14 protein-coding genes, 3 tRNA genes and 1 pseudogene are annotated in these 20,044 nt (G+C 70.2%); 12 read left to right on the forward strand and 6 right to left on the reverse strand.

The annotated features are described in order from the left end of the window. Positions 1-825 (reverse strand): RNA-guided endonuclease InsQ/TnpB family protein (locus ACLZN2_RS48820; RefSeq protein ID WP_416986534.1); only part of this gene is annotated, 825 nt, incomplete at its 3' end. 827 nt (positions 826-1,652) lie between these two features. On the opposite strand from ACLZN2_RS48820, the pseudogene ACLZN2_RS48825 reads away from it, so the two are divergent. Together ACLZN2_RS48825 and ACLZN2_RS48830 are read left to right on the forward strand one after the other, a co-directional pair. After that, positions 1,653-2,060: pseudogene (locus ACLZN2_RS48825) on the forward strand (enoyl-CoA hydratase-related protein); the annotation flags it as partial. 229 nt (positions 2,061-2,289) lie between these two features. Beyond that, positions 2,290-2,904 carry a hypothetical protein gene (locus ACLZN2_RS48830; RefSeq protein ID WP_416986535.1) on the forward strand — a complete coding sequence of 205 codons (615 nt, stop codon included), beginning with the start codon at positions 2,290-2,292 and terminating at the stop codon, positions 2,902-2,904. 32 nt (positions 2,905-2,936) lie between these two features. On the opposite strand, the gene ACLZN2_RS48835 is transcribed toward ACLZN2_RS48830, so the two are convergent. Further along, entirely contained in the window at positions 2,937-3,614 is a 678-nt protein-coding gene (locus ACLZN2_RS48835) for a SanA/YdcF family protein (RefSeq protein WP_416986536.1), read from the reverse strand. Positions 3,615-3,827: 213 nt separating this feature from the next. Between ACLZN2_RS48835 and ACLZN2_RS48840 the strand changes: the two genes are divergently transcribed. The 5 genes from ACLZN2_RS48840 to ACLZN2_RS48860 all read left to right on the forward strand — a co-directional run bounded on the left by ACLZN2_RS48840 (position 3,828) and on the right by ACLZN2_RS48860 (position 10,899). Then, positions 3,828-4,622, forward strand: a complete 795-nt coding sequence (locus ACLZN2_RS48840) for a sirohydrochlorin chelatase (RefSeq protein WP_416986537.1) — start codon at positions 3,828-3,830, stop codon at positions 4,620-4,622. A gap of 244 nt (positions 4,623-4,866) precedes the next feature. Beyond that, positions 4,867-6,141, forward strand: coding sequence for a deoxyguanosinetriphosphate triphosphohydrolase (locus ACLZN2_RS48845; RefSeq protein ID WP_416986538.1), 1,275 nt, complete (start codon positions 4,867-4,869; stop codon positions 6,139-6,141). A gap of 163 nt (positions 6,142-6,304) precedes the next feature. Then, positions 6,305-7,570, forward strand: a complete 1,266-nt coding sequence (locus tag ACLZN2_RS48850; protein ID WP_416986539.1) for an NAD(P)/FAD-dependent oxidoreductase — start codon at positions 6,305-6,307, stop codon at positions 7,568-7,570. Between the two features lie 148 nt (positions 7,571-7,718). Further along, positions 7,719-9,626, forward strand: a complete 1,908-nt coding sequence (gene dnaG / locus ACLZN2_RS48855) for a DNA primase (RefSeq protein WP_416986540.1) — start codon at positions 7,719-7,721, stop codon at positions 9,624-9,626. Between the two features lie 115 nt (positions 9,627-9,741). Continuing rightward, positions 9,742-10,899, forward strand: a complete 1,158-nt coding sequence (locus tag ACLZN2_RS48860) for an RNA polymerase sigma factor (protein WP_416986544.1) — start codon at positions 9,742-9,744, stop codon at positions 10,897-10,899. Positions 10,900-11,140: 241 nt separating this feature from the next. Here the strand turns inward: ACLZN2_RS48860 and ACLZN2_RS48865 are convergent, their stop codons facing one another. The 4 genes from ACLZN2_RS48865 to ACLZN2_RS48880 form a co-directional block, all read right to left on the reverse strand. Further along, positions 11,141-13,069 carry an ABC transporter ATP-binding protein gene (locus ACLZN2_RS48865; RefSeq protein WP_416986541.1) on the reverse strand — a complete coding sequence of 643 codons (1,929 nt, stop codon included), beginning with the start codon at positions 13,067-13,069 and terminating at the stop codon, positions 11,141-11,143. Further along, the gene (locus tag ACLZN2_RS48870; protein ID WP_416986542.1) at positions 13,069-14,802 is read right to left on the reverse strand and encodes an ABC transporter ATP-binding protein; all 1,734 of its coding nucleotides are present in this window, start codon (positions 14,800-14,802) and stop codon (positions 13,069-13,071) included. Before ACLZN2_RS48870 ends, ACLZN2_RS48865 begins: the two co-directional genes overlap by 1 nt. A 163-nt stretch (positions 14,803-14,965) precedes the next feature. After that, positions 14,966-16,420, reverse strand: coding sequence for an FGGY family carbohydrate kinase (locus tag ACLZN2_RS48875; protein WP_416986543.1), 1,455 nt, complete (start codon positions 16,418-16,420; stop codon positions 14,966-14,968). A 177-nt stretch (positions 16,421-16,597) separates the two neighbouring features. Further along, a complete protein-coding gene (locus ACLZN2_RS48880) occupies positions 16,598-16,903 on the reverse strand; it encodes a YtxH domain-containing protein (protein WP_416986545.1) in 306 nt (101 codons plus the stop codon). 158 nt (positions 16,904-17,061) lie between these two features. Here ACLZN2_RS48880 and ACLZN2_RS48885 point away from each other — a divergent pair. From ACLZN2_RS48885 to ACLZN2_RS48905, 5 genes are all read left to right on the forward strand, one after another. Beyond that, positions 17,062-17,134, forward strand: a tRNA-Asn gene (locus tag ACLZN2_RS48885). A gap of 5 nt (positions 17,135-17,139) precedes the next feature. Beyond that, positions 17,140-17,212, forward strand: a tRNA-Asn gene (locus ACLZN2_RS48890). Positions 17,213-17,401: 189 nt separating this feature from the next. After that, positions 17,402-17,478, forward strand: a tRNA-Ile gene (locus ACLZN2_RS48895). Between the two features lie 332 nt (positions 17,479-17,810). Next, entirely contained in the window at positions 17,811-18,044 is a 234-nt protein-coding gene (locus ACLZN2_RS48900; protein ID WP_033530157.1) for a type II toxin-antitoxin system VapB family antitoxin, read from the forward strand. Beyond that, a complete protein-coding gene (locus ACLZN2_RS48905) occupies positions 18,041-18,448 on the forward strand; it encodes a PIN domain nuclease (protein ID WP_220651769.1) in 408 nt (135 codons plus the stop codon). The genes ACLZN2_RS48900 and ACLZN2_RS48905 overlap by 4 nt, the downstream gene beginning before the upstream one ends. The last annotated feature ends 1,596 nt before the right edge of the window (positions 18,449-20,044 follow it).

Below are 20,044 nucleotides of genomic sequence, written 5' to 3' on the forward strand. Positions count from 1 at the left end.
CACCGCCAGGGCGTCGTGGTCACGGACCACGCGCTTGGCCCATTTACGGCCGGTGTCCTGACGCTGCCGGGCGATCTTCGCGTAGGTCTTCGCCTGCCACTTCTTCGCCTCCCGGTAGCCCCTCGATCCGGCCTGCCCCTTGGCGGGTTTGCGGCGGGCCATCATGCGGTCGTACCGCGACAGCTTGGCCTGGGCCTTCTTCCCGTGCTGCGCATGCGGGAGGTCATGGGCGTCGGACGTGGTGGTCGCGATCTCCTTCACGCCCCAGTCGACACCGATCACCCGGCCTGTCCCGGGCAAGGGTTGCATATCGGCCGGGACCACGAACGAGCAGTACCAGTGCCCCACCGTGTCCCGGTACACGCGCACCGAGGAGGGCTCGGCGGGCAGGTCCCGCGACCACACCGGCGTCAGGACGATACCCCCGGCCAGATGCAGACGGTCGTCCTTCAGCCGGAACCCGCGCTTCGTGAAGTTCAGGCTCACCGCGGCCTCGCGCTTCTTCTTCCACCCCGGCATCCCGGCCCGCTGCTGCTGCGGAAGCCGCTCACGGATGTCCTTGTGCGCCTTCGCCCTGGACTTCCCGAAATCCCGGATGATCTGTTGCTGCGGCACCGAGCTGCCCTCCCGCAGCCACGGCGTCCCGGCGCGGGCCTCGGTCAGCATCCTGTCCAGCTGCGCCGGACCACACGTCTGCTTGTCGGCGCCCTCGGGCCGGGCCTTGTTCCGGGCGTGGACCTGTCTGGACTTGGCCACGCTCTCGTTCCACAGCCACCGGCACCGGTCCCACTCATCCGTCAGCGCGGCGAGTGCGGTGGACGACACGCGCAGGCGGAACGTCCACCGGGCATGCCCGGCAGCCTCTGCGACCGCCCCCACTCCCACCACACACTCACCCCTCCGCGGCCCCCGGACCAAGTCCGCGGCCTGCGGACACCTTGTGATGGACCGTACATGCGACAGTCGCACACCCGTATCCCGATCGCGCGATCACCACTCCAACCGGCGGCTATCGGCACACGCGTTCGCATTCCCCGGCTCCGCGGCGGCCATGCGGGCGCTCCGCGTCGCAGCCGCAGGAGTAACGGGTAGGGAGGCCGGTTGTCCGGGCCTCCCTGGGCCGGACCGGTTCCCGTGTTCACTGCAACTCGCTCGACGAAGTAGGAGCCCAGCTCTGTCCCTGCGGCCCCGCCACGGCTACCCCGCAGCGCTTCACCGTGGCCTCCCGACGGGCATGCCAAGGCCCGCCCAGGAGTTCCCCGCTCCGGTAACCCGGTTCGGGGACGCACCGCATCCGGCCCATATCTGCACAGGTTCGAGCCGGCGGGGGGTTGAGAGACGTAAGCGCTGGTTCCTCTCGTACTCCTCTCCATCACGCTTGCCGGACCCAGGCCATCTGGCAGTTCTGGTCCGTCCCGGCTTTGTCGGGGCCGCTCTCACCCTCACCGGCATCTTTCGGATTGGGCTGCCCCCAGCTTCATCCCCCTGCTGCGACAGGGAAGATGGCGGCGGTCTCTCACCTCCGCACGAGTTCTCAGCGCCTCACGGCGCACTGACACCACCCCCCAGGTCATCCGTTCGACGGGGGGACACAGTCATGCCGGGCCCGGAGGCCAGCAATCCTCTTGCAGGACCGCGAAGAAGATAACTGTGAGTCCGCGGTGTTCGGCCAGCCGGAGATCGGACTGGGCGTGATCCCCGGCATCGGCGGCACCCAGCGCCTGACCCGCCTGGTCGGCCGAGCCAAGGCGATGGACCTGATCCTCACCGGCCGCACCATGGACGCCGCCGAGGCGGAACGCGCCGGCCTGGTCTCCCGGGTCGTCCCGGACGACCGGGTCCTGCCCGAGGCCCTGGAGGCGGCGGCGACGATCGCCTCGTACGGCCGTATCGCGGTCCGCGCCGCCCGGGAGTGCGTGGACCGGGCGCTGGAGGCCGGCCTGCGCGACGGCATCCGCCACGAACGCCGCGTCTTCCACGCCCTGTTCGCGACACAGGACCAGAAGGAGGGCATGACGGCGTTCCTGGAGAAGCGCCCCCCGGTGTTCCGGGGCCACTGACGACCGGGGGCGGGAGCAGCGGCCTCCTCTCCCGCCCCCGGTCACTTCGCCGCCGCCCGCCCCGACCGCCGGATCGACTCGCACGATGCCCTCTTCCTCCCCGGACCGGCCTTCCCTATGGTGTCCCCTCCGGCTTCGACGGGGGTGGGGCGTGGACGATCTCAGGCAGACCCGCGTGCGGAGAAACAGACTGTTCTTCGGCGTTCCCCTTCTTCTGCTCGGATTGAGCGTGGCTCTTCTCGCATGGGAACTGACGAGGATCAATCTGCCCGATGCCACGGCAGCCGCGTGGCCGTGGCGGCTCGAACTCCTCGACGTCCAGTCGGCGTCGACGGCGACCACGGTCGCGGTGGGTCTCATCCTCGCCCGGGCCCAGTACGCCACGGCCGTGCGACCCATGCTCGGCTGGCGAGGCCGGGTGATCGAGACGGACGGCATGTCGGACCGGCTCGTCTGGTGGGTGCGGCTCACCAACGGTTCACCGCACGGCGCGACCGTCGAATATCCGAAATACCGCGTCATTCTCCGCTCGGAGGCCGCCGGGAACCCGCCCTCGGAAGATGACTGGCTCACGCGCGAAGCCGCGGTCCTGAAGCTCGTCGCGGCCGGACTCGTGGACGGCCAGGACTTCGAGATCCGGCTACTGGGTCCGGCCCACTCCCTCTCCAACTCCGGTGACGATTCCCGGACAGTTGCCCTTTTCGCGCCCAGGGCCATGGCCGTCGTCGAGGACGTGCACGTGCGCGTACGGGCCGTCGACCAGGCCGGGGACACACATCAGAGAGTGGTTCACTGCATGCGCAGCGCGAGGCGGGAACCGACCTCACCGAGCCCGGACCAGTAGCCCCGGACGTGACAGGGCCGCGCCGGGGCCATTCAGTTGCCCGCCGCCAGCGCCTTCGCCACGCCCTTCTCCTTCGGGCCGAGGAAGCGCGGATCCGGCTCGAACACCGCGTCCAGGGCCGCCTTGCCCGCCGCGAGGATCTCCCGGGTGCCGCCGTAGTACCAGGTCACGTCGTGCTTGGCGGCGACACCGACGCCGTACGAGTCGACGCCCGCCGCCTCGCAGAGGGCGACCGCCCGCCGGATGTGGAAGTCCTGGCTGATGAGCACAGCCCGGTCCACACCGAAGATCTTCTTGGCGCGCACGCAGGAGTCCCAGGTGTCGAAACCGGCGTAGTCGCTGACGATCCGCTGGTCCGGCACCCCGTGCTCGGTCAGGTAGGCGCGCATGGCGTCCGGCTCGTCGTAGTCCTCGCGGCTGTTGTCGCCGGTGACGAGGACGACCTCGATCCGGCCCTCCCGGTACAGCTTCGCCGCCGCGTCGAGCCGGTGCGCCAGATACGGCGACGGCTCCCCGTCCCACAGCCCCGCCCCGAAGACCACGGCGACCTCCCGGCGCGGCGCCCCCGCCGTCGTACCGATCCGGTCGCCCGTGGACACGAACAGCCAGGTGGCGGGCAGCAGCGCGAGCACACACCCGGCCATCACCGCCTGCACCAGCCGGCGCCGCCCGGCCCGGGTGCGCGGCAGCCGAGGTCGACGGATGTTCATGAGGTGCCCCCTGCGTGGATCCGGCTCGAAATCCCGTTCGGCCTGGGAAGACGCAGCGTACGGTGATCCGGTTCGCCCGCCCGCGGAGGGGCCGGACCGGGTGGGACAGGTCCCAGCGACCTCACACCGCCCCGGCGCCCGCCGTGAACGCCCGGAAAATTCTCGTGACGGTCAGGCAACGGGGGTGCAACCTCGCCCCGCGACCATCGGTGCATGAGCCAGCCAAGCCTCGTCCAGCTCGACGCCCGCCGGCGCCCGGCCCCGCCCGCGCTGGTGGTCGTCGCCCACGGCAGCCGGGACCCGCGCGCCCTCGGCACCGTACGCACCCTTCTCGACCGGGTCCGCGACCGGCGCCCCGGCCTGCCGGTGCACCTCGGCCACATCGAGCTGAACGAGCCCCTGCTCACGGACACACTGGCCGACCTGGACGCCCGCGGCACCACGGACGCCGTCCTCGTCCCCCTCCTCCTCGCCCGCGGCTACCACGTCAAGCGCGACATCCCCGAGATGGCGGCGACCGCCCGGGTACGCACGCGCGTGGCGGCCCCCCTCGGCCCGCACCCCCTCCTGGTGGACACCCTGCACACCCGCCTGCTGGAGGCGGGCTGGCCCACGGACCCGACGGCCGAGGACCGCCGCACCGGCGCGGTGGTCCTGGCGGCGGCGGGCTCCCGCGACCCCGACTCGGCGACCGACACCCGCCGTACGGCCCATCTCCTGGCGGCACGTCTGGGCGTCCCGGTGGTGCCCGCGTACGCCTCCACGGCCACCCCGACCGTCGACACGGCACTGCGCGCACTGGCGGCGAGGGGCCGCGACAGGGTGGCGGTCGCGTCGTACTTCACAGCACCGGGCCGCTTCGCGAGGGAGTGCGCGGAGAAGGCCCCCTGGATCGCCTCGGCGCCGCTCGGCACCCACCCGGCAATGGCCGACCTACTGCTCCACCGCTACGACCAGGCCGTCGAAGCCCCGCTCACCACCGCAGCGTGGGAACTGGCGTCCGCCTGAAGCCCGGCAGTTCGTTGCTCCATGTGGTGGTATGATCACTCTGTGCGGTGGTGGCGCGTGCGAGAGCCAAGCAGGCCCGCCGCTGTCGACGTGCTCTACCACGAAGCTTCACCGGGCTGGTCTCAACCCGGCTGGTGCTGATCGTGTCAGACTCGGCCGTCCGCTGGGCGATCGAGCAGCGTGAGCCAGGAATCCCCGTCGGAGACGACGGGGAGGATTCAATACCGCCGCTTACTGTCGTGGCATGGACGTCCATGCCACGCAGTTTGCCTATGCCGGCGGCGCCGCCGAACGCTGGGCCCCCGAACCGGACAAGCGCCCCGGCCGCACCGCCTTCCAGCGCGACCGCGCAAGGATCCTGCACTCCTCGGCGCTGAGAAGACTCGCGGGAAAGACCCAGGTCGTCACCCCGGGCGAACGCAGCCAGGAATGGGACGCCACCCCCCGCACCCGCCTCACCCACTCCCTGGAGTGCGCCCAGGTCGGCCGCGAGCTGGGCGCCGCCCTCGGCTGCGACCCCGACCTGGTCGAGGCGGCCTGCCTCGCGCACGATCTGGGCCACCCCCCGTTCGGCCACAACGGCGAACAGGCCCTGAACGACTTCGCGCGGGACTGCGGCGGCTTCGAGGGCAACGCCCAGTCCCTGCGCCTGCTCACCCGCATCGAACCCAAGCGCTTCACCGCCGAGGGCTCCGTCGGCCTCAACCTCACCCGCGCCACCCTCGACGCCGCCACCAAGTACCCCTGGCCGCGGGGCGCCCACCCCAGGGACCCGGCGTCCCCCAAGTTCGGCGTGTACGAGGACGACCGGCCGGTGTTCGACTGGGCCCGCAAGGAGGCCCCCGGCACCCGCACCTGCTTCGAGGCGCAGATCATGGACTGGTCCGACGACGTGGCCTACTCGGTGCACGACGTGGAGGACGGTCTGCACGCCGGCCACATCGACCCCGACAGCCTGCGCGCCGAGCCGGAGCGCGCCGAGGTCTTCCGGGTGGCCGTCGGCCGTTACGTCCCGGCCGGTACCGACCCGGCCGAGCTCGCGGCCGCCCTCGACCGTCTCCAGGACCAGGAGTGGTGGCCGCACGGCTACGACGGCTCGGCGGTCGCCCAGGCCCGCCTGAAGGACGCCACCAGCCAGCTCATCGGCCGCTTCTGCCTCGCCGCCGAGGGCGCGACCCGCGGGCGGTACGGCTCGGGGCCCCTCAGCCGCTACGGCGCCGAACTCGTCGTACCCCACGAGGCACGCCTGGAGTGCGCGGTCCTCAAGGCGGTCGCCGACCGGTACGTCATGCAGCGCGCCGAACAGGAACGGCTCCGCGCCGACCAGCGCGTCGTGATCACCGAGCTGGCCGAGGCCCTCACCGCCCGCGCGCCCGAGGGACTCGACCCCCAGTTCCGGGCCCTGTTCGAGCAGGCCCCCGACGACCGCGCCCGCAAGCGCGTCATCGTCGACCAGATCGCCTCCCTCACCGACGCCTCGGCCCGCTCGCTCCACTCCCGCCTGACCGGGCACGCGTGACGAAAGGGGTACGAGCGTTCACCAGTGCACCCGAGTGTTCACAAGTGCACCCAAAAGGACCCGAACGTGACCCAGCGTGGCCTGATCGGGCCACGTCCCCTTCCCCCATCACGCTCCGTGCGGGACGCTCGCATGTGGCGGTTCTCTTACGAGGAGGCATCACGTGGTCGACGCGGATCAGACATTCGTCATCGTCGGAGGAGGCCTGGCAGGCGCGAAGGCGGCCGAAACGCTGCGGGCCGAGGGCTTCACCGGCCGCGTGATACTGATCTGCGACGAACGCGACCACCCCTACGAGCGGCCGCCGCTGTCCAAGGGTTTCCTGCTCGGCAAGGAGAGCCGCGAGAGCGTCTTCGTGCACGAGCCCGCCTGGTACGCGCAGAGCGACATCGAGCTGCACCTCGGCCAGACCGTCGACGCGATCGACCGTACGGCGAGGACGGTCCGCTTCGGCGACGACGGCACCCTCGTCCACTACGACAAGCTGCTGCTGGCCACCGGCGCCGAGCCGCGCCGCCTCGACATCCCCGGCACCGATCTCGCGGGCGTCCACCACCTGCGCCGCCTCGCGCACGCCGAGCGCCTCAAGGGCGTCCTGACCGCCCTCGGCCGTGACAACGGCCATCTGGTGATCGCCGGTGCCGGCTGGATCGGCCTGGAGGTGGCGGCGGCGGCCCGTGAGTACGGCGCCGAGGTCACCGTCATCGAGCCCTCGCCGACCCCGCTGCACGGCGTCCTCGGCCCCGAGCTGGGCAACGTCTTCGCCGAGCTGCACCGCGAGCGCGGCGTCCGCTTCCGCTTCGGCGCCCGGCTGACCGAGATCGTCGGCCAGGACGGCATGGTCCTCGCCGTACGCACCGACGACGGCGAGGAGCACCCGGCGCACGACGTCCTCGCGGCGATCGGCGCGGCCCCGCGGACCGCGCTCGCGGAGGCCGCCGGGCTGACGCTGGCCGACCGGGCCCACGGCGGCGGCGTCGCCGTGGACGCCCACCTGCGCACCTCCGACCCCGACATCTACGCCGCCGGGGACGTCGCCTCCTTCCCGCACGGCCTGTTCGACACCCGGCTGCGGGTCGAGCACTGGGCCAACGCCCTCAACGGCGGCCCGGCGGCCGCCCGCGCGATGCTCGGCAAGGACGTCACCTACGACCGCGTGCCCTACTTCTTCACCGACCAGTACGACCTCGGCATGGAGTACAGCGGCTGGGCGCCGCCCGGGTCGTACGACGAGGTCGTGATCCGCGGTGACGCGGGGAAGCGGGAGTTCATCGCGTTCTGGGTGAAGGAGGGGCGGGTCCTCGCCGGGATGAACGTGAACGTGTGGGACGTCACAGAGCCGATCCAGAAGCTGATCGCTTCCGGAGCCGCCGTGGACACCGAGGCACTGGCAGATCCTCATGTGCCGTTGGAGAGCCTTCGTGCCTAGGCGTCTGCGGGGTTTTGCCGTCGCGCGCGTGCGGGCCGTATGTGGCTTGTCGCGCCCACGCGGCGGAGCCGCATATGTCACAGCCCCGCGCCCCTTGGGGGCGCGACAGCTCGCCTGAGTTGTCACCGGACCCCCGTAGAATTCACGCGTGGCAGGACGGATCAACGACGAGGACGTGAAGGCGGTACGGGACGCGGTCCCGATCGACGCCGTCGTGTCCGAGTACCTCCAGCTGCGAGGCGCGGGCGGCGGCAACCTCAAGGGGCTGTGCCCCTTCCACGACGAGAAGTCGCCGTCCTTCCAGGTCAGCCCGAGCAAGGGGCTCTTCCACTGCTTCGGCTGCCAGGAGGGCGGCGACACCATCACGTTCGTGATGAAGGTCGACCACCTCACCTTCTCCGAGGCTGTCGAGCGGCTTGCCGCCCAGGCCGGCATCACCCTGCGCTACGAGGAGGGCGGCTACAACCCCTCCCACCAGCGCGGCGAACGCATCCGCCTGGTCGAGGCCCACAAGATCGCCGCCGACTGGTACATGGAGCAGCTGGCCACCAGCCCGGAGGCCGACACCGGCCGTCAGTTCCTCGCCGAGCGCGGCTTCGACCAGGCCGCCGCCCAGCACTTCTCCGTCGGCTACAGCCCCCAGGGCTGGGACCACCTCATCCGTTTCCTGCGCGGCAAGGGCTTCTCCGACAAGGAGCTGCTGCTCTCCGGACTCGCCCAGGAGGGCCGCCGCGGCCCCATCGACCGCTTCCGGGGCCGGCTGATGTGGCCCATCCGCGACATCGGCGGCGAGGTCGTCGGCTTCGGCGCCCGCAAGCTCTACGAGGCGGACACGGGCCCCAAGTACCTCAACACGCCCGAGACGGCGATCTACAAGAAGTCCCAGGTGTTGTACGGCATCGACCTCGCGAAGAAGGACATAGCCAAGGTGTCGCGCGCGGTCGTCGTCGAGGGCTACACCGACGTCATGGCCTGCCACCTCGCCGGTGTCACCACCGCCATCGCCACCTGCGGCACGGCCTTCGGCGGCGAGCACATCAAGATCCTCCGGCGACTGCTGATGGACAACGGCAGCGCTCGCGTGATCTTCACCTTCGACGGCGACGCCGCCGGCCAGAAGGCGGCCCTGCGCGCCTTCGAGGACGACCAGAAGTTCGCCGCCGAGACCTACATCGCCGTCGCCCCCGACGGCATGGACCCCTGCGACCTGCGGCTGATCAAGGGCGACGAGGCGGTCGCCGACCTGGTCGAACCCCGCACCCCGCTCTTCGAGTTCGCGCTGCGCCAGATCGTCGTACGGTACGACCTCGACACCCCCGCGGGCCGCGCCGCCGCCCTCGACGAGGCCGCGCCCATCGTCGCCCGCATCAAGAACAGCGGCGCCCAGCACGAGGTCGCCGTGCAGCTCGCCGGCATGCTCGGCATCCTCGACACCCAGTTCGTCGTCAAGCGCGTCGCCCAGCTGGCCCGTTGGGCCCGCGACCGCGGCGGCAAGGGCCCCGCGCCGGCCGGCCGCGGCGGCCCCCAGCAGCCCTACGAGGCCGCCCCCCGCCCCGCCACCTCCGGCCCCGCCCTCACCCTGCGCAACCCCGTCTACGCCACCGAACGCGAACTGCTCAAACTCGCCCTGCAGCGCCCCGAGCTGGTGTCCCCGGCCTTCGACGCGTACGGCGTCGACGAGTTCACCGCCGCCCCGTACGCCGCCGTACGCCAGGCCGTCATGGACGCGGGCGGCGCGGAGTGGGGTGTCCAGGACGCCCAGGAGTACCTGATCCGCGTCCGCGAGGCCGCCCCCGACGACACCGTCCGCGCCATGGTCACCGAACTCGCCGTCGAGCCGATCATGCGCCGCGCGGTCGACGAGGTGTACGCCGGCACGGTCCTCGTCCAGGTCCGCCGACGCGCCGTCGAACGCCGCGTCCGAGACGTCCAGTCCCAGCTGACCCGCCTCGGCGCGGGCGGCGACCAGGCCCAACTGGCCGCCGTACAGAACGAACTGTGGGTCCTTCAGCAGTACGACCAGGCGTTGCGGGAGCACGGCGCCGCGGCGCTCTGAACAGCTGGTTACGGGACGGACTCAAAAAGTCACCGCACGCCCCTCGTGGCGGGGATGTGTCGTACTCCACACTGGGTCCGGTGCCTGAGTCCTCGGAGCGGCCCCCGCAGTACCGCTGCCGCTCACCTCAGCAGCGATCATCCTGGAGGTCGCCCCCGTGCAGACCCAGACCCTGACGCAGAACAGCAGCACTGCCGACGACACGGAACCGGACGCCGAGACCGACGTCCTGGTCGCGGTCCCGTCGCAGAACCGTGCCGCGCACCACCCGGAGACGGAACCACCCCCGGAGGCCCTGGAGGAGGCCCCGGAGCCGGAGCCCGTGGAGCCGCCCCGGTCCCGGACGGCCGCGGACACCGGAACGCCCTCCTCGGACCTGTTCCGGCAGTACCTGCGGGAGATCGGCCGCATCCCGCTGCTCACCGCGGCCGAGGAGGTCGAACTCGCCCGCCGGGTCGAGGCCGGCCTGTTCGCCGAGGAGAAGCTGAGCAGCACCCCCGACCTGGACAGCGACCTCGCCCTCGACCTCGACCGGCTGGTCGTCATGGGCCGCATGGCCAAGCGCCGCCTCATCGAGGCCAACCTGCGGCTCGTCGTCTCCGTCGCCAAGCGGTACGTCGGACGCGGCCTGACCATGCTCGACCTCGTCCAGGAGGGCAACCTCGGACTCATCCGCGCCGTCGAGAAGTTCGACTACGCGCGCGGCTACAAGTTCTCCACGTACGCCACCTGGTGGATCCGCCAGGCCATGTCCCGTGCCCTCGCCGACCAGGCCCGCACCATCCGCGTCCCGGTCCATGTCGTCGAGCTGATCAACCGGGTGGTGCGGGTGCAGCGCCGGATGCTCCAGGAACGCGGCTACGAACCGACGGCCGACGAGGTCGCCGGCCAGCTGGACCTTCCCCCGGAGCGGGTCGGCGAGGTGCTGCGCCTGGCCCAGGAACCGGTGTCCCTGCACGCCCCGGTGGGCGAGGAGGACGACGTGGCCCTCGGCGACCTCATCGAGGACGGCGACGCGACCAGCCCCGTCGAGTCGGCCGCCTTCCTCCTCCTGCGCGAGCACCTGGAGGCGGTCCTCTCCACCCTCGGCGAACGCGAACGCAAGGTCGTCCAACTCCGTTACGGCCTCGCCGACGGCCGCCCCCGCACCCTGGAGGAGATCGGCCGCATCTTCGGCGTGACCCGCGAACGCATCCGCCAGATCGAGTCCAAGACCCTCAACAAACTCCGCGACCACGCCTTCGCCGACCAGCTACGGGGCTACCTGGACTAGGCCGACCACGAACCGCCGGGGGTCCCCGCGCCCCTGGGGCGACCGGGGACCGACGGGGTCCCCGCGCCCCTGGGGCGGCTGCGGGCCGGTGGGGGTTGATCGCGCAGTTCCCCGCGCCCCTGGGTGGGACCAGTCGGCGCCTGCTACATCCCGCCGTAGCCGCGGGCAGTCGTGCCGCTGGGGCGGCACGGGTGGGCGCGGCGGCACCCCGCGAACGCGGGTGACCGCACCCACCCCCGGCTCAGTCGACTTCCGCCACCGCCTGCGCGAACTGCGCCTGGTACAGCCGGGCGTACGCCCCACCCGCCGCCAGCAGCTCCACATGCGCCCCCTGCTCCACGATCGCCCCGCCCTCCATCACCAGGATGGTGTCGGCGTCCCGGATCGTGGACAGCCGATGCGCGATCACGAACGAAGTCCGCCCGTGCGCCAGCTTCGCCATCGCCTTCTGGATCAGCACCTCGGTCCGGGTGTCCACCGACGACGTCGCCTCGTCCAGCACCAGAATCGTCGGATCGGACAGGAACGCCCGCGCGATGGTGATCAGCTGCTTCTCACCCGCGCTCACCCCACTGCCCTCGTCGTCGATCACGGTGTCGTACCCCTCGGGCAACGTCCGCACGAACCGGTCAGCGTGGGCCGCCCGAGCCGCCTCCTCGATCTCGCCCCGGGTGACCTCGCGCGAGGCGCCGTACGCGATGTTCTCCGCGATCGTGCCGCCGAACAGCCAGGTGTCCTGCAGCACCATGCCGATCCCGGAGCGCAGCTCGTCCCGGGACATGCGCGCGATGTCCACACCGTCGAGGGTGATACGCCCGCCGGAGACGTCGTAGAACCGCATCAGCAGGTTGACCAGGGTCGTCTTACCGGCGCCGGTCGGGCCGACGATCGCGACCGTGTGCCCCGGCTCCACCGTCAGAGAGAGGTCCTCGATGAGCGGCTTCTCGGGGTCGTAGCGGAACGAGACGTGCTCCAGCGCGACCCGCCCACGCAGTTCCTCCGGCCTGGCGCCGGCCGCCGGATCGGCCGTCTGCTCCTCCGCGTCGAGCAGCTCGAAGATCCGCTCGGCGGAGGCGACGCCGGACTGCACCAGGTTCGCCATCGACGCGACCTGCGTCAGCGGCATCGAGAACTGGCGGGAGTACTGGATGAAGGCCTGCACATCACCGATGGAGAGGGCACCCGAAGCCACCCGCAGACCGCCGACCACGGCCACCAGCACATAGTTGATGTTCGACACGAAGAACATCAGCGGCTGCATGATCCCGCTGTTGAACTGCGCCTTGAAGCCGGCCTCGTACAGCGCCTCGTTCTGCTCGGCGAACTGCTGCGCCGACTCCTCCTGGCGGCCGAACACCTTCACCAGCGTGTGACCGGTGTACATCTCCTCGATGTGGGCGTTCAGCTTGCCGGTGGTGCGCCACTGCTGCACGAAGTGCGGCTGCGACCGCTTGCCGACCTTCGCGGCGACGACCGCCGACAGCGGCACGGTCACCAGCGCGACCAGGGCGAGCAGCCAGGACACCCAGAACATCACCGCCAGCACGCCGATGATGGTGAGCAACGAGTTGATGAGCTGGCCCAGCGACTGCTGGAGGGTCTGCCCGATGTTGTCGATGTCGTTCGTCGCACGGGAGAGCACCTCGCCGCGCTGGCGCTTGTCGAAGTACGACAGCGGCAGCCGCGACAGTTTCGTCTGCACGTCCTCGCGCATCCGGAACATGGTGCGGTTGACGGCCCGGTTGACCAGGCGCGTCGCCACCGCCATCAGCAGACCGGCGACGAGGAACACCCCGAGCGCGAACAGCAGGACCTGACCGACCTGGTCGAAGTCGATGCCCTCGCCGGGGGTGAAGTCGGTGCTCTGGAGCATGTCGGCGACCTGACCCTCGCCGCGCTCGCGCATCGAGTCGAGCACCTGCTCCTTGCTCGAGCCGTCGGGCAGCTGCCGGCCGACGATGCCCGCGAAGACCAGGTCGGTGGCCTTGCCGAGGATCTTCGGGCCGACCACGTTCAGGCCGACGCTGAGGACCACGCAGACCAGCATCACGTAGAGGGTGATCCGCTCCGGCTTGAACTGGGCGAGCAGCCGCCTGCCGGACACCTTGAAGTCCAGCGAGCGGTTGTCGGGACCGGTGCCGGCCATCATGCGTCCCATGGGCCCGGCCATCAGGCAGCCTCCGCTTCCGTCAGCTGGGAGAGCACGATCTCCCGGTAGGTCTCGTTGTCCGTCATCAGTTCGCGGTGGGTGCCGGTGCCGACGACCCGGCCCTCGTCGAGGACGACGATCCGGTCGGCGTCCCGGATGGTCGCCACCCGCTGGGCGACGATCACCACGGTCGCCTCGGCCGTCTCCCGGCCGAGCGCGGCGCGCAGGGCGGCGTCGGTGGCGTAGTCGAGGGCGGAGAAGGAGTCGTCGAAGAGGTAGATCTCCGGCCGCTGCACGAGCGTACGGGCGATCGCGAGCCGCTGGCGCTGACCGCCGGAGACGTTCGTACCGCCCTGGGCGATGGGGGAGTCCAGCCCGTTCTCGAGCTTGCTCACGAAGTCCTTGGCCTGCGCCACCTCCAGCGCGTGCCACAGCTCCTCGTCGGTGGCGTCCGGGTTGCCGTAGCGCAGATTGCTCGCGACGGTCCCCGCGAAGAGGTACGGCTTCTGCGGGACGAGCCCGACGGTCTTGGCGAGGAGGACCGGGTCGACGTCGGCCACCGGCACCCCGTCGACCAGCACCTCCCCGTCGGTCGCGTCGAACAGCCGGGGGACCAGACCGAGCAGCGAGGACTTGCCGCTGCCGGTGGAGCCGATGACGGCGGTGACCTCGCCGGGCCGCGCCACCAGGTCGATCGCCTTGAGGACGGGCTCCTCGGCACCCGGGTAGCGGAAGCCGGCCGCCCGGATCTCCAGATGCCCGTGCCGTCGCAGCTCGGTGACGGGAGCCACCGGCGGCACCACGGACGAGGACGTCTCAAGGACCTCCTGGATGCGCTCGGCGCACACCTCCGCGCGCGGCACCATCATGAACATGAAGGTGGCCATCATCACGGACATGACGATCTGCATGAGGTAGGCGAGGAACGCGGTCAGGTCGCCGATCTGCATCTGGCCGCTGTCGATCCGGTGGGCGCCGAACCAGACCACCGCGATCGAGGACAGGTTCACCGTGGTCATGACCACCGGGAACATCAGCGCCAGCATGTTGCCGGTCCTCAGCGAGATGTCGGTGAGGTCGGTGTTGGCCTTCCGGAACCGCTGCTGCTCGTACTCGTCGCGGACGAAGGCGCGGATCACCCGGTTGCCGGTGATCTGCTCGCGCAGCACCCGGTTCACGGTGTCCAGCCGCACCTGCATCGACCGGAACAGCGGCCGCAGCCGCCGCACGATCAGCGTCACGCAGATACCCAGCACCGGCACGACCGCGACCAGCACCCCGGACAGCGGCACGTCCAGGCCGAGCGCCATCACGATGCCGCCCACACACATGATCGGCGCCGACGCCATCAGCGTGAACGCCATCAGGGCCAGCATCTGGATCTGCTGGACGTCGTTGGTGGTCCGCGTGATCAGCGAGGGCGCGCCGAACTGGCCGACCTCCCGGGAGGAGAAGGACTGCACCCGGTCGAAGACGGCCGCCCGTACGTCCCGGCCGAGCGCGGAGGCGGTCCGGGCGCCGTAGTAGACGGCACCGATGTTGCACACGACCTGCGCCAGCGAGATGCCGATCATCAGGGCGCCGTAGGACAGGATGTAACCGGTGTCACCCTCGACGACGCCGCTGTCGATGATGTCCGCGTTCAGCGTGGGCAGGTACAGGGTGGCGCAGGTCTGCAGGAACTGCAGCAGCACCAGCAGGGCGATGGGTTTCTTGTAGGGCCTGAGGTAGGTCCGCAGAAGTCGTATGAGCACGCTACGTCTCTCGGAGTCGGCGGTAGGGGGCATTGGTTGCCCCTGGCCCCTATCGTCGGACACTCCACCGGCGTTACCTCAACTGATTAAGCCGAGGGCTGCGTGATATACGGCCTTCCGCGTACGACGGCGGGTGCGCGGCCGGTGGAGGGCGCGTGAGCCCCTATGCCCGGAACGCCCCCGGATGGGTCTGCTCCCGCACCGACACGTACTGCTGCCGTACCGCCTGCCCCACGGCCAGGTCCTCGCCCGGATCCAGTACGACGGCCGCCGCGCCCTGCCAGACCGGCGGGGTGCGCGGATCGAGGGTGCCCTGCTTCGCCCCTAGCGCCCAGGCCGCCTGCCGGGCCGCGCCGATCGCCGCGTAGTCCGCCGGCTGCGGTACGACGACCTGCGCGCCGAAGAGCGCGGGCGCCGCCGCCTGCACGGCCGGCAGCTCGGCCGCCGCGCCCAGCAGGAAGATCCGCTGCACGCTCACGCCCCGCCCGCGCAGCACGTCGAGCGCGTCCGCGAGCCCGCACAGCATGCCCTCGAACGCGGCCCGCGCGAAGTGCTCGGGCTTCATGGACTCCCGCCGCAGCCCGGCCAGCGTCCCGGCGGTGTGCGGCAGGTTCGGCGTCCGCTCGCCCTCCAGGTAGGGCAGCATCACCAGCCCGTGCGAGCCCGGCGTCGACTTCATCGCCAGGTCGGACAGGCCCTCCAGATCGGGCGCGCCGAGCAGTTCGGCGGCGCCGCGCAGGGTCCGTACGGCGTTCAGGGTGGTCACGACCGGCAAATGCATGCCCGTCGCGTCCGCGAGGGAGGTGATCATCCCGGACGGGTCGACCAGCGCCTCGGGATGCACGGCCATGACGGACCCGGAGGCGCCCAGGGACACCACCACATCCCCCATCCCGAGCCCGAGTCCGAGCGCAGCCGCCATGGTCTCGCCGGTGCCGGCGGAGATCAGCAGCCCCTCCGGTGTCGTACCGGCCGCGTCGGACGGCCCGATCACCTCGGGCAGCATGGCCTGGTGACCGAGCGCCAGCTCGACCAGATCGGGCCGGTAACCGCCGGTCGCCGCGGACCAGTACCCGGTGCCGGAGGCCCCGCCCCGGTCCGTGGTTCTTCTCACAGGCCGGCCCAGCAGCTGCCACACCAGCCAGTCGTGGGCCTGCATCAGGACGGCGGTGCGCAGCGCGGCCTCGGGCTCGGTCTTGGCGAGCCACCGCAGCTTGGTCACCGGCTGAGCGGCCTGCGGAACGCACCCCACGGCCTGCGCCCAGGCCTCGCGCCCCCCGAGCGCGTCGATCAGATCGGCCGCCGCGACCTGCGCGCGCTTGTCGCCGCCGATCATCGCGGGCCGCACGGTGTTGCCCTGCGCGTCCAGCGGCACGACCGCGTTCTGCTGCGATGACACCCCGATGGCCTGCACCCCTTCGAGCAGCCCCCCGCCGGCCGCCTCCCCGAGGGAGAGCAGCCAGGCCTGGGGATCGACGTCGCTGAGCCGACCCCCGCTGTCCGGGTTCTCCACCGGATGCGGCGCATATCCCTGCCTGAGCACCGCTCCGGTGTCCGCGTCGCAGACGACGATACGAGTGAAATCGGGCGAACTGTCCAGCCCGGCGACTATCCCCATACCGAAAATTCTGCCGCACCGCTCCGCTGGGTTTGGCCGTCGGGCGCCGTGGAGGTGCGGATGGTTCGTCGGGTGCCGCGCCGTCGTGGCTGGTCGCGTCCCCGCGGCGGAGCCGCATATCGATTCGGCCCCGCGCCCCTTGAGGGAGTCGGTGTGATCGGTACCGCAAAAGAACTGTTACGTGTTGCTGGTTCCCCAGTCGTCCTCGCCGCCGTTGTGGGCGCTGCGTTCGCGCAGGGAGCGGACCCGGCCGGCGACCGACTCGGGCATGCGGTCGCCGACCTTGGTGCTGACCGCGTGGTACGCCTTGCCCGCGTACTGGCGGCCCTGCTGGGCGGCCGTCTCGGCGGTGTTGCGGACGGCGGGGTTCTGCGCGACCTGCCGCGCGGACTTCTTCAGCTGTTCGTAGCGCTCGCGTCCGGCGCGCGTGCCGAGCACGTAACCCACGGCGAGCCCGACGAGGAACGTCAGCTTGTAGCGCATGGCGGTCACCCTCTCCTTGCGTAGGCCCCTGGTGCGGCGTTGGTGCCGGGGGGAACCGATTGGCGGAGCACCCCCCTGCTTGCGCTAATGTATGTGTCGCAGCGAGCGCCCGCCCCCTGGCGAATACCCAGGTAGGTACGTTCGATGCAACGAGGCATTCCTCCGTAGCTCAATTGGCAGAGCAGCCGGCTGTTAACCGGCAGGTTACTGGTTCGAGTCCAGTCGGGGGAGCTCGGTCCTCCGTAGCTCAATTGGCAGAGCAGCCGGCTGTTAACCGGCAGGTTACTGGTTCGAGTCCAGTCGGGGGAGCATCGTGAACGAGGACCCCGGTGGGGTCCTTTTTCATGTCGGTTCCCGCCGGCGCCACGCCGACGGGAACCGCGCAGGCCGCAGCGGGGTCTCCATGGTCATGCAGGGTCGACCAGCCGAAGCGTGAGATCGTATGAGCGGCTATGCTGCGGCACACGGCGCGTACACATGTACGCGACACGCCGCTATGGGGCGGTAGCTCAGCCGGTTAGAGCAGCGGACTCATAATCCGTCGGCCGTGGGTTCGAGTCCCACCCGCCCCACCACTCGCTACGCGAGGAGAAACCTTCTGACCAGGCGTTTTCCTGGTCAGGGTGGGAGCCCGGGGGTCCTGGCGGCCCCGTGGTGATCATGATTTCTTGATCGTCTGGACAAGGTCTGGACGCCGATTCCGGTTAAGTCGGGCATGGTGCTTATAGGTTGTTTCATGTCGGCGTCGGACAAGTCTCCGCTGGCTCGTCCCGCAGTGAGAAGTGGGTCCATGTGAACGCCTTGACGCCGGCGCGCCTTCCCTGCGTGGTCTGTTTGTGATTGATGGTCGCGCTCGATGTTGGTGATGTATCCTGGGTGCATACATCGTGGATGTCGGAGGTGTGCGATGTCCGTCACCCAGATTGATCTCGACGACGAGGCACTGGCCGAGGCTATGCGGCTCATGGGTGCCACGACGAAGAAGGAGACCGTCAACGCGGCCCTTCGGGACTACGTGGCGCGGATCAGGAGGCTTGAGGCCGCGGAGAAGCTGGCCGCGCGAGGTGAGCGCGGCGAGTTTGAGCAGGCCGCAGCGGCGCATGAAGCCGAGAAGCGTGCGCGGCGCGAGGCCTTCGAGTGATCACGTATCTGGTCGACACCTCGGCTCTGTGGCATCTGTTCCGTACCCCAGGTGCGCTGCGCCCCTGGGAGGGACACATCGCCGCCGGGGTGTTCCACCTCTGTGAGCCGACACGAGCCGAATTCCTCTACTCGGCGACCAGCCCGTCTCACCGAGATGAGCTGGCCGAGGAACTGGACGCGCTCTGTCTGCTCTCTCCGGTTCCGAAGAACGCCTGGCGGTGGGTCGACACCGCCCAGTACAAACTGACCCAGAGGGGCCAGCATCGGGCGGCGGGAGCGATCGACCTGTTGGTGTGTGCGACAGCTGTACACCATGGGCACACTGTCCTCCACGTGGACAATGACTTCGCGACGGTGGCCGGAGTCCTCAAGGAAGTTCAGCAGCGAGACGCACGAGCCTGATCTCCGGAGGCAGGAACACGTCTGGCGGCTTCTGACCTCGGTGATCGATGTCTCCGGGGTGCATCACTACGACCTATCCCCGCATGTGCGAGACCGACGGCTTCGGCGCACCGAACGAGCCCGCCAACTTCGAGCTATCCCCACGTGCGCGGAGCCGACTGGCGGGCATTCGGAGGCGGCAGGAAGAACATGGAGCTATCCCCGCCAAAGCGGGGATCGCCCCTACGGTGTCATCGTTGAGGCGACGGAGGAAATGTCAGCTCCGTGTACGTGGGGATACCTCCCACAACGTGTATAAGGTCGAGGTCCACGAGGCACCGGCCCCGCGCATGTGGGGATAGCTCCTGACCCGCCGACGACGCTGAACAGATTCCAGCTGTCGGCCGGGCACGCGGGAATAGCTCCACCGTCTACCACTTCGACCGCGTCCCGTAGACGTCGGCCCGCGCACGCAGGGACAGCGGCCACTCGGGCTCGATCTCGTGGAGGAGTGTGCTCGCCCCCCCCCGCGTGGGGATAGCCCGTACAGTGTCATTGTTGAGGCGACGGAGGAATGTCGGCTCCACGAACGCGAGGATCACTCCACTACGGCGCCCTGCGGCGTCACCAGGGCGACAGTCGGTCTCGCGCACGCGGGGGTAGCTCCATGGTTTGGTTCGGCTGGAATGAGGCCCAGGTGTCGGCCCCGCGCAGGTGGGGGATGGCCCCATGCCGTAGACGGTGCCCTGAGTGAAGCACCAGTCGGTCCCGCGCATGCGGGAATAGCCCCTGGACGCTGCTCGGCCTGATCATCAAGCACTGGTCGGCCCCCGCGCACACGGGGATGGCTCCACGGCGTCCGCCATCGTCCGGCCGTAGCTGGTGTCGGCCCCGCGCACGCGGGGAAAGCTCCATCCCGGCCCATCGAAAAGGGACTGCGCAGAGATCAGGTCGGCCCCCCGCGCACGCGGGGATAGCTCCTTCTCGACGTACAGATTGTTGGCGTAGAAGAAGTCGGCCCCCGCCTACGTGGGGATAGTTCCTACTTCGCCATCACCCTCGATGGGTACGCGCCGTCGGCCCCATGCATGCGGGGATAGCCCGTACGGCGTCATCGTTGAGGCGACGGAGGAATTGTCGGCCCCGCGCTCGCGGGTATAGCCCCGTCATCCAGCGCAAGACCGGTACGGTTTCGTATTCGGCCCCGCGCTTATGGGGATGGCTCCGAAATCTTCCCTGAGGCCATCGCCTGGTTCGAGTCGGCCCTGCGCACGCGGGGATAGCTCCACTCCCGGCGTCCAGCAGTACACCGGCCTCAAGTTGGCCCCAGGCCGGGAGTAGCCCTTGCGTAACCTGAGCGGGGGCATGCGAGTCGAACGTCGGCCCCGCAGGCGCGGGGATAGCTCCTGGGACTACCCGGATGAAAGCGGCTACTACGAGTCGGCCCCACGTACACGGGGATAACTCCTGCACCGTTTTGAGGGCTGGGGGAGCCTGAGAATCGGCCCCGCCACCCGGGGAAAGATCGCGTCCCGTGGAGTGGTGTAACTGGGCAGCGTCCCGGAACGCGCGGGTGTCTGCCCGGGGCGTGCATCCGCTGGTGGTGCATGCTCCCTG

Origin of the sequence: Streptomyces sp. T028, from assembly GCF_048159505.1 — a bacterium.
Taxonomy (GTDB): Bacteria; Actinomycetota; Actinomycetes; order Streptomycetales; family Streptomycetaceae; genus Streptomyces.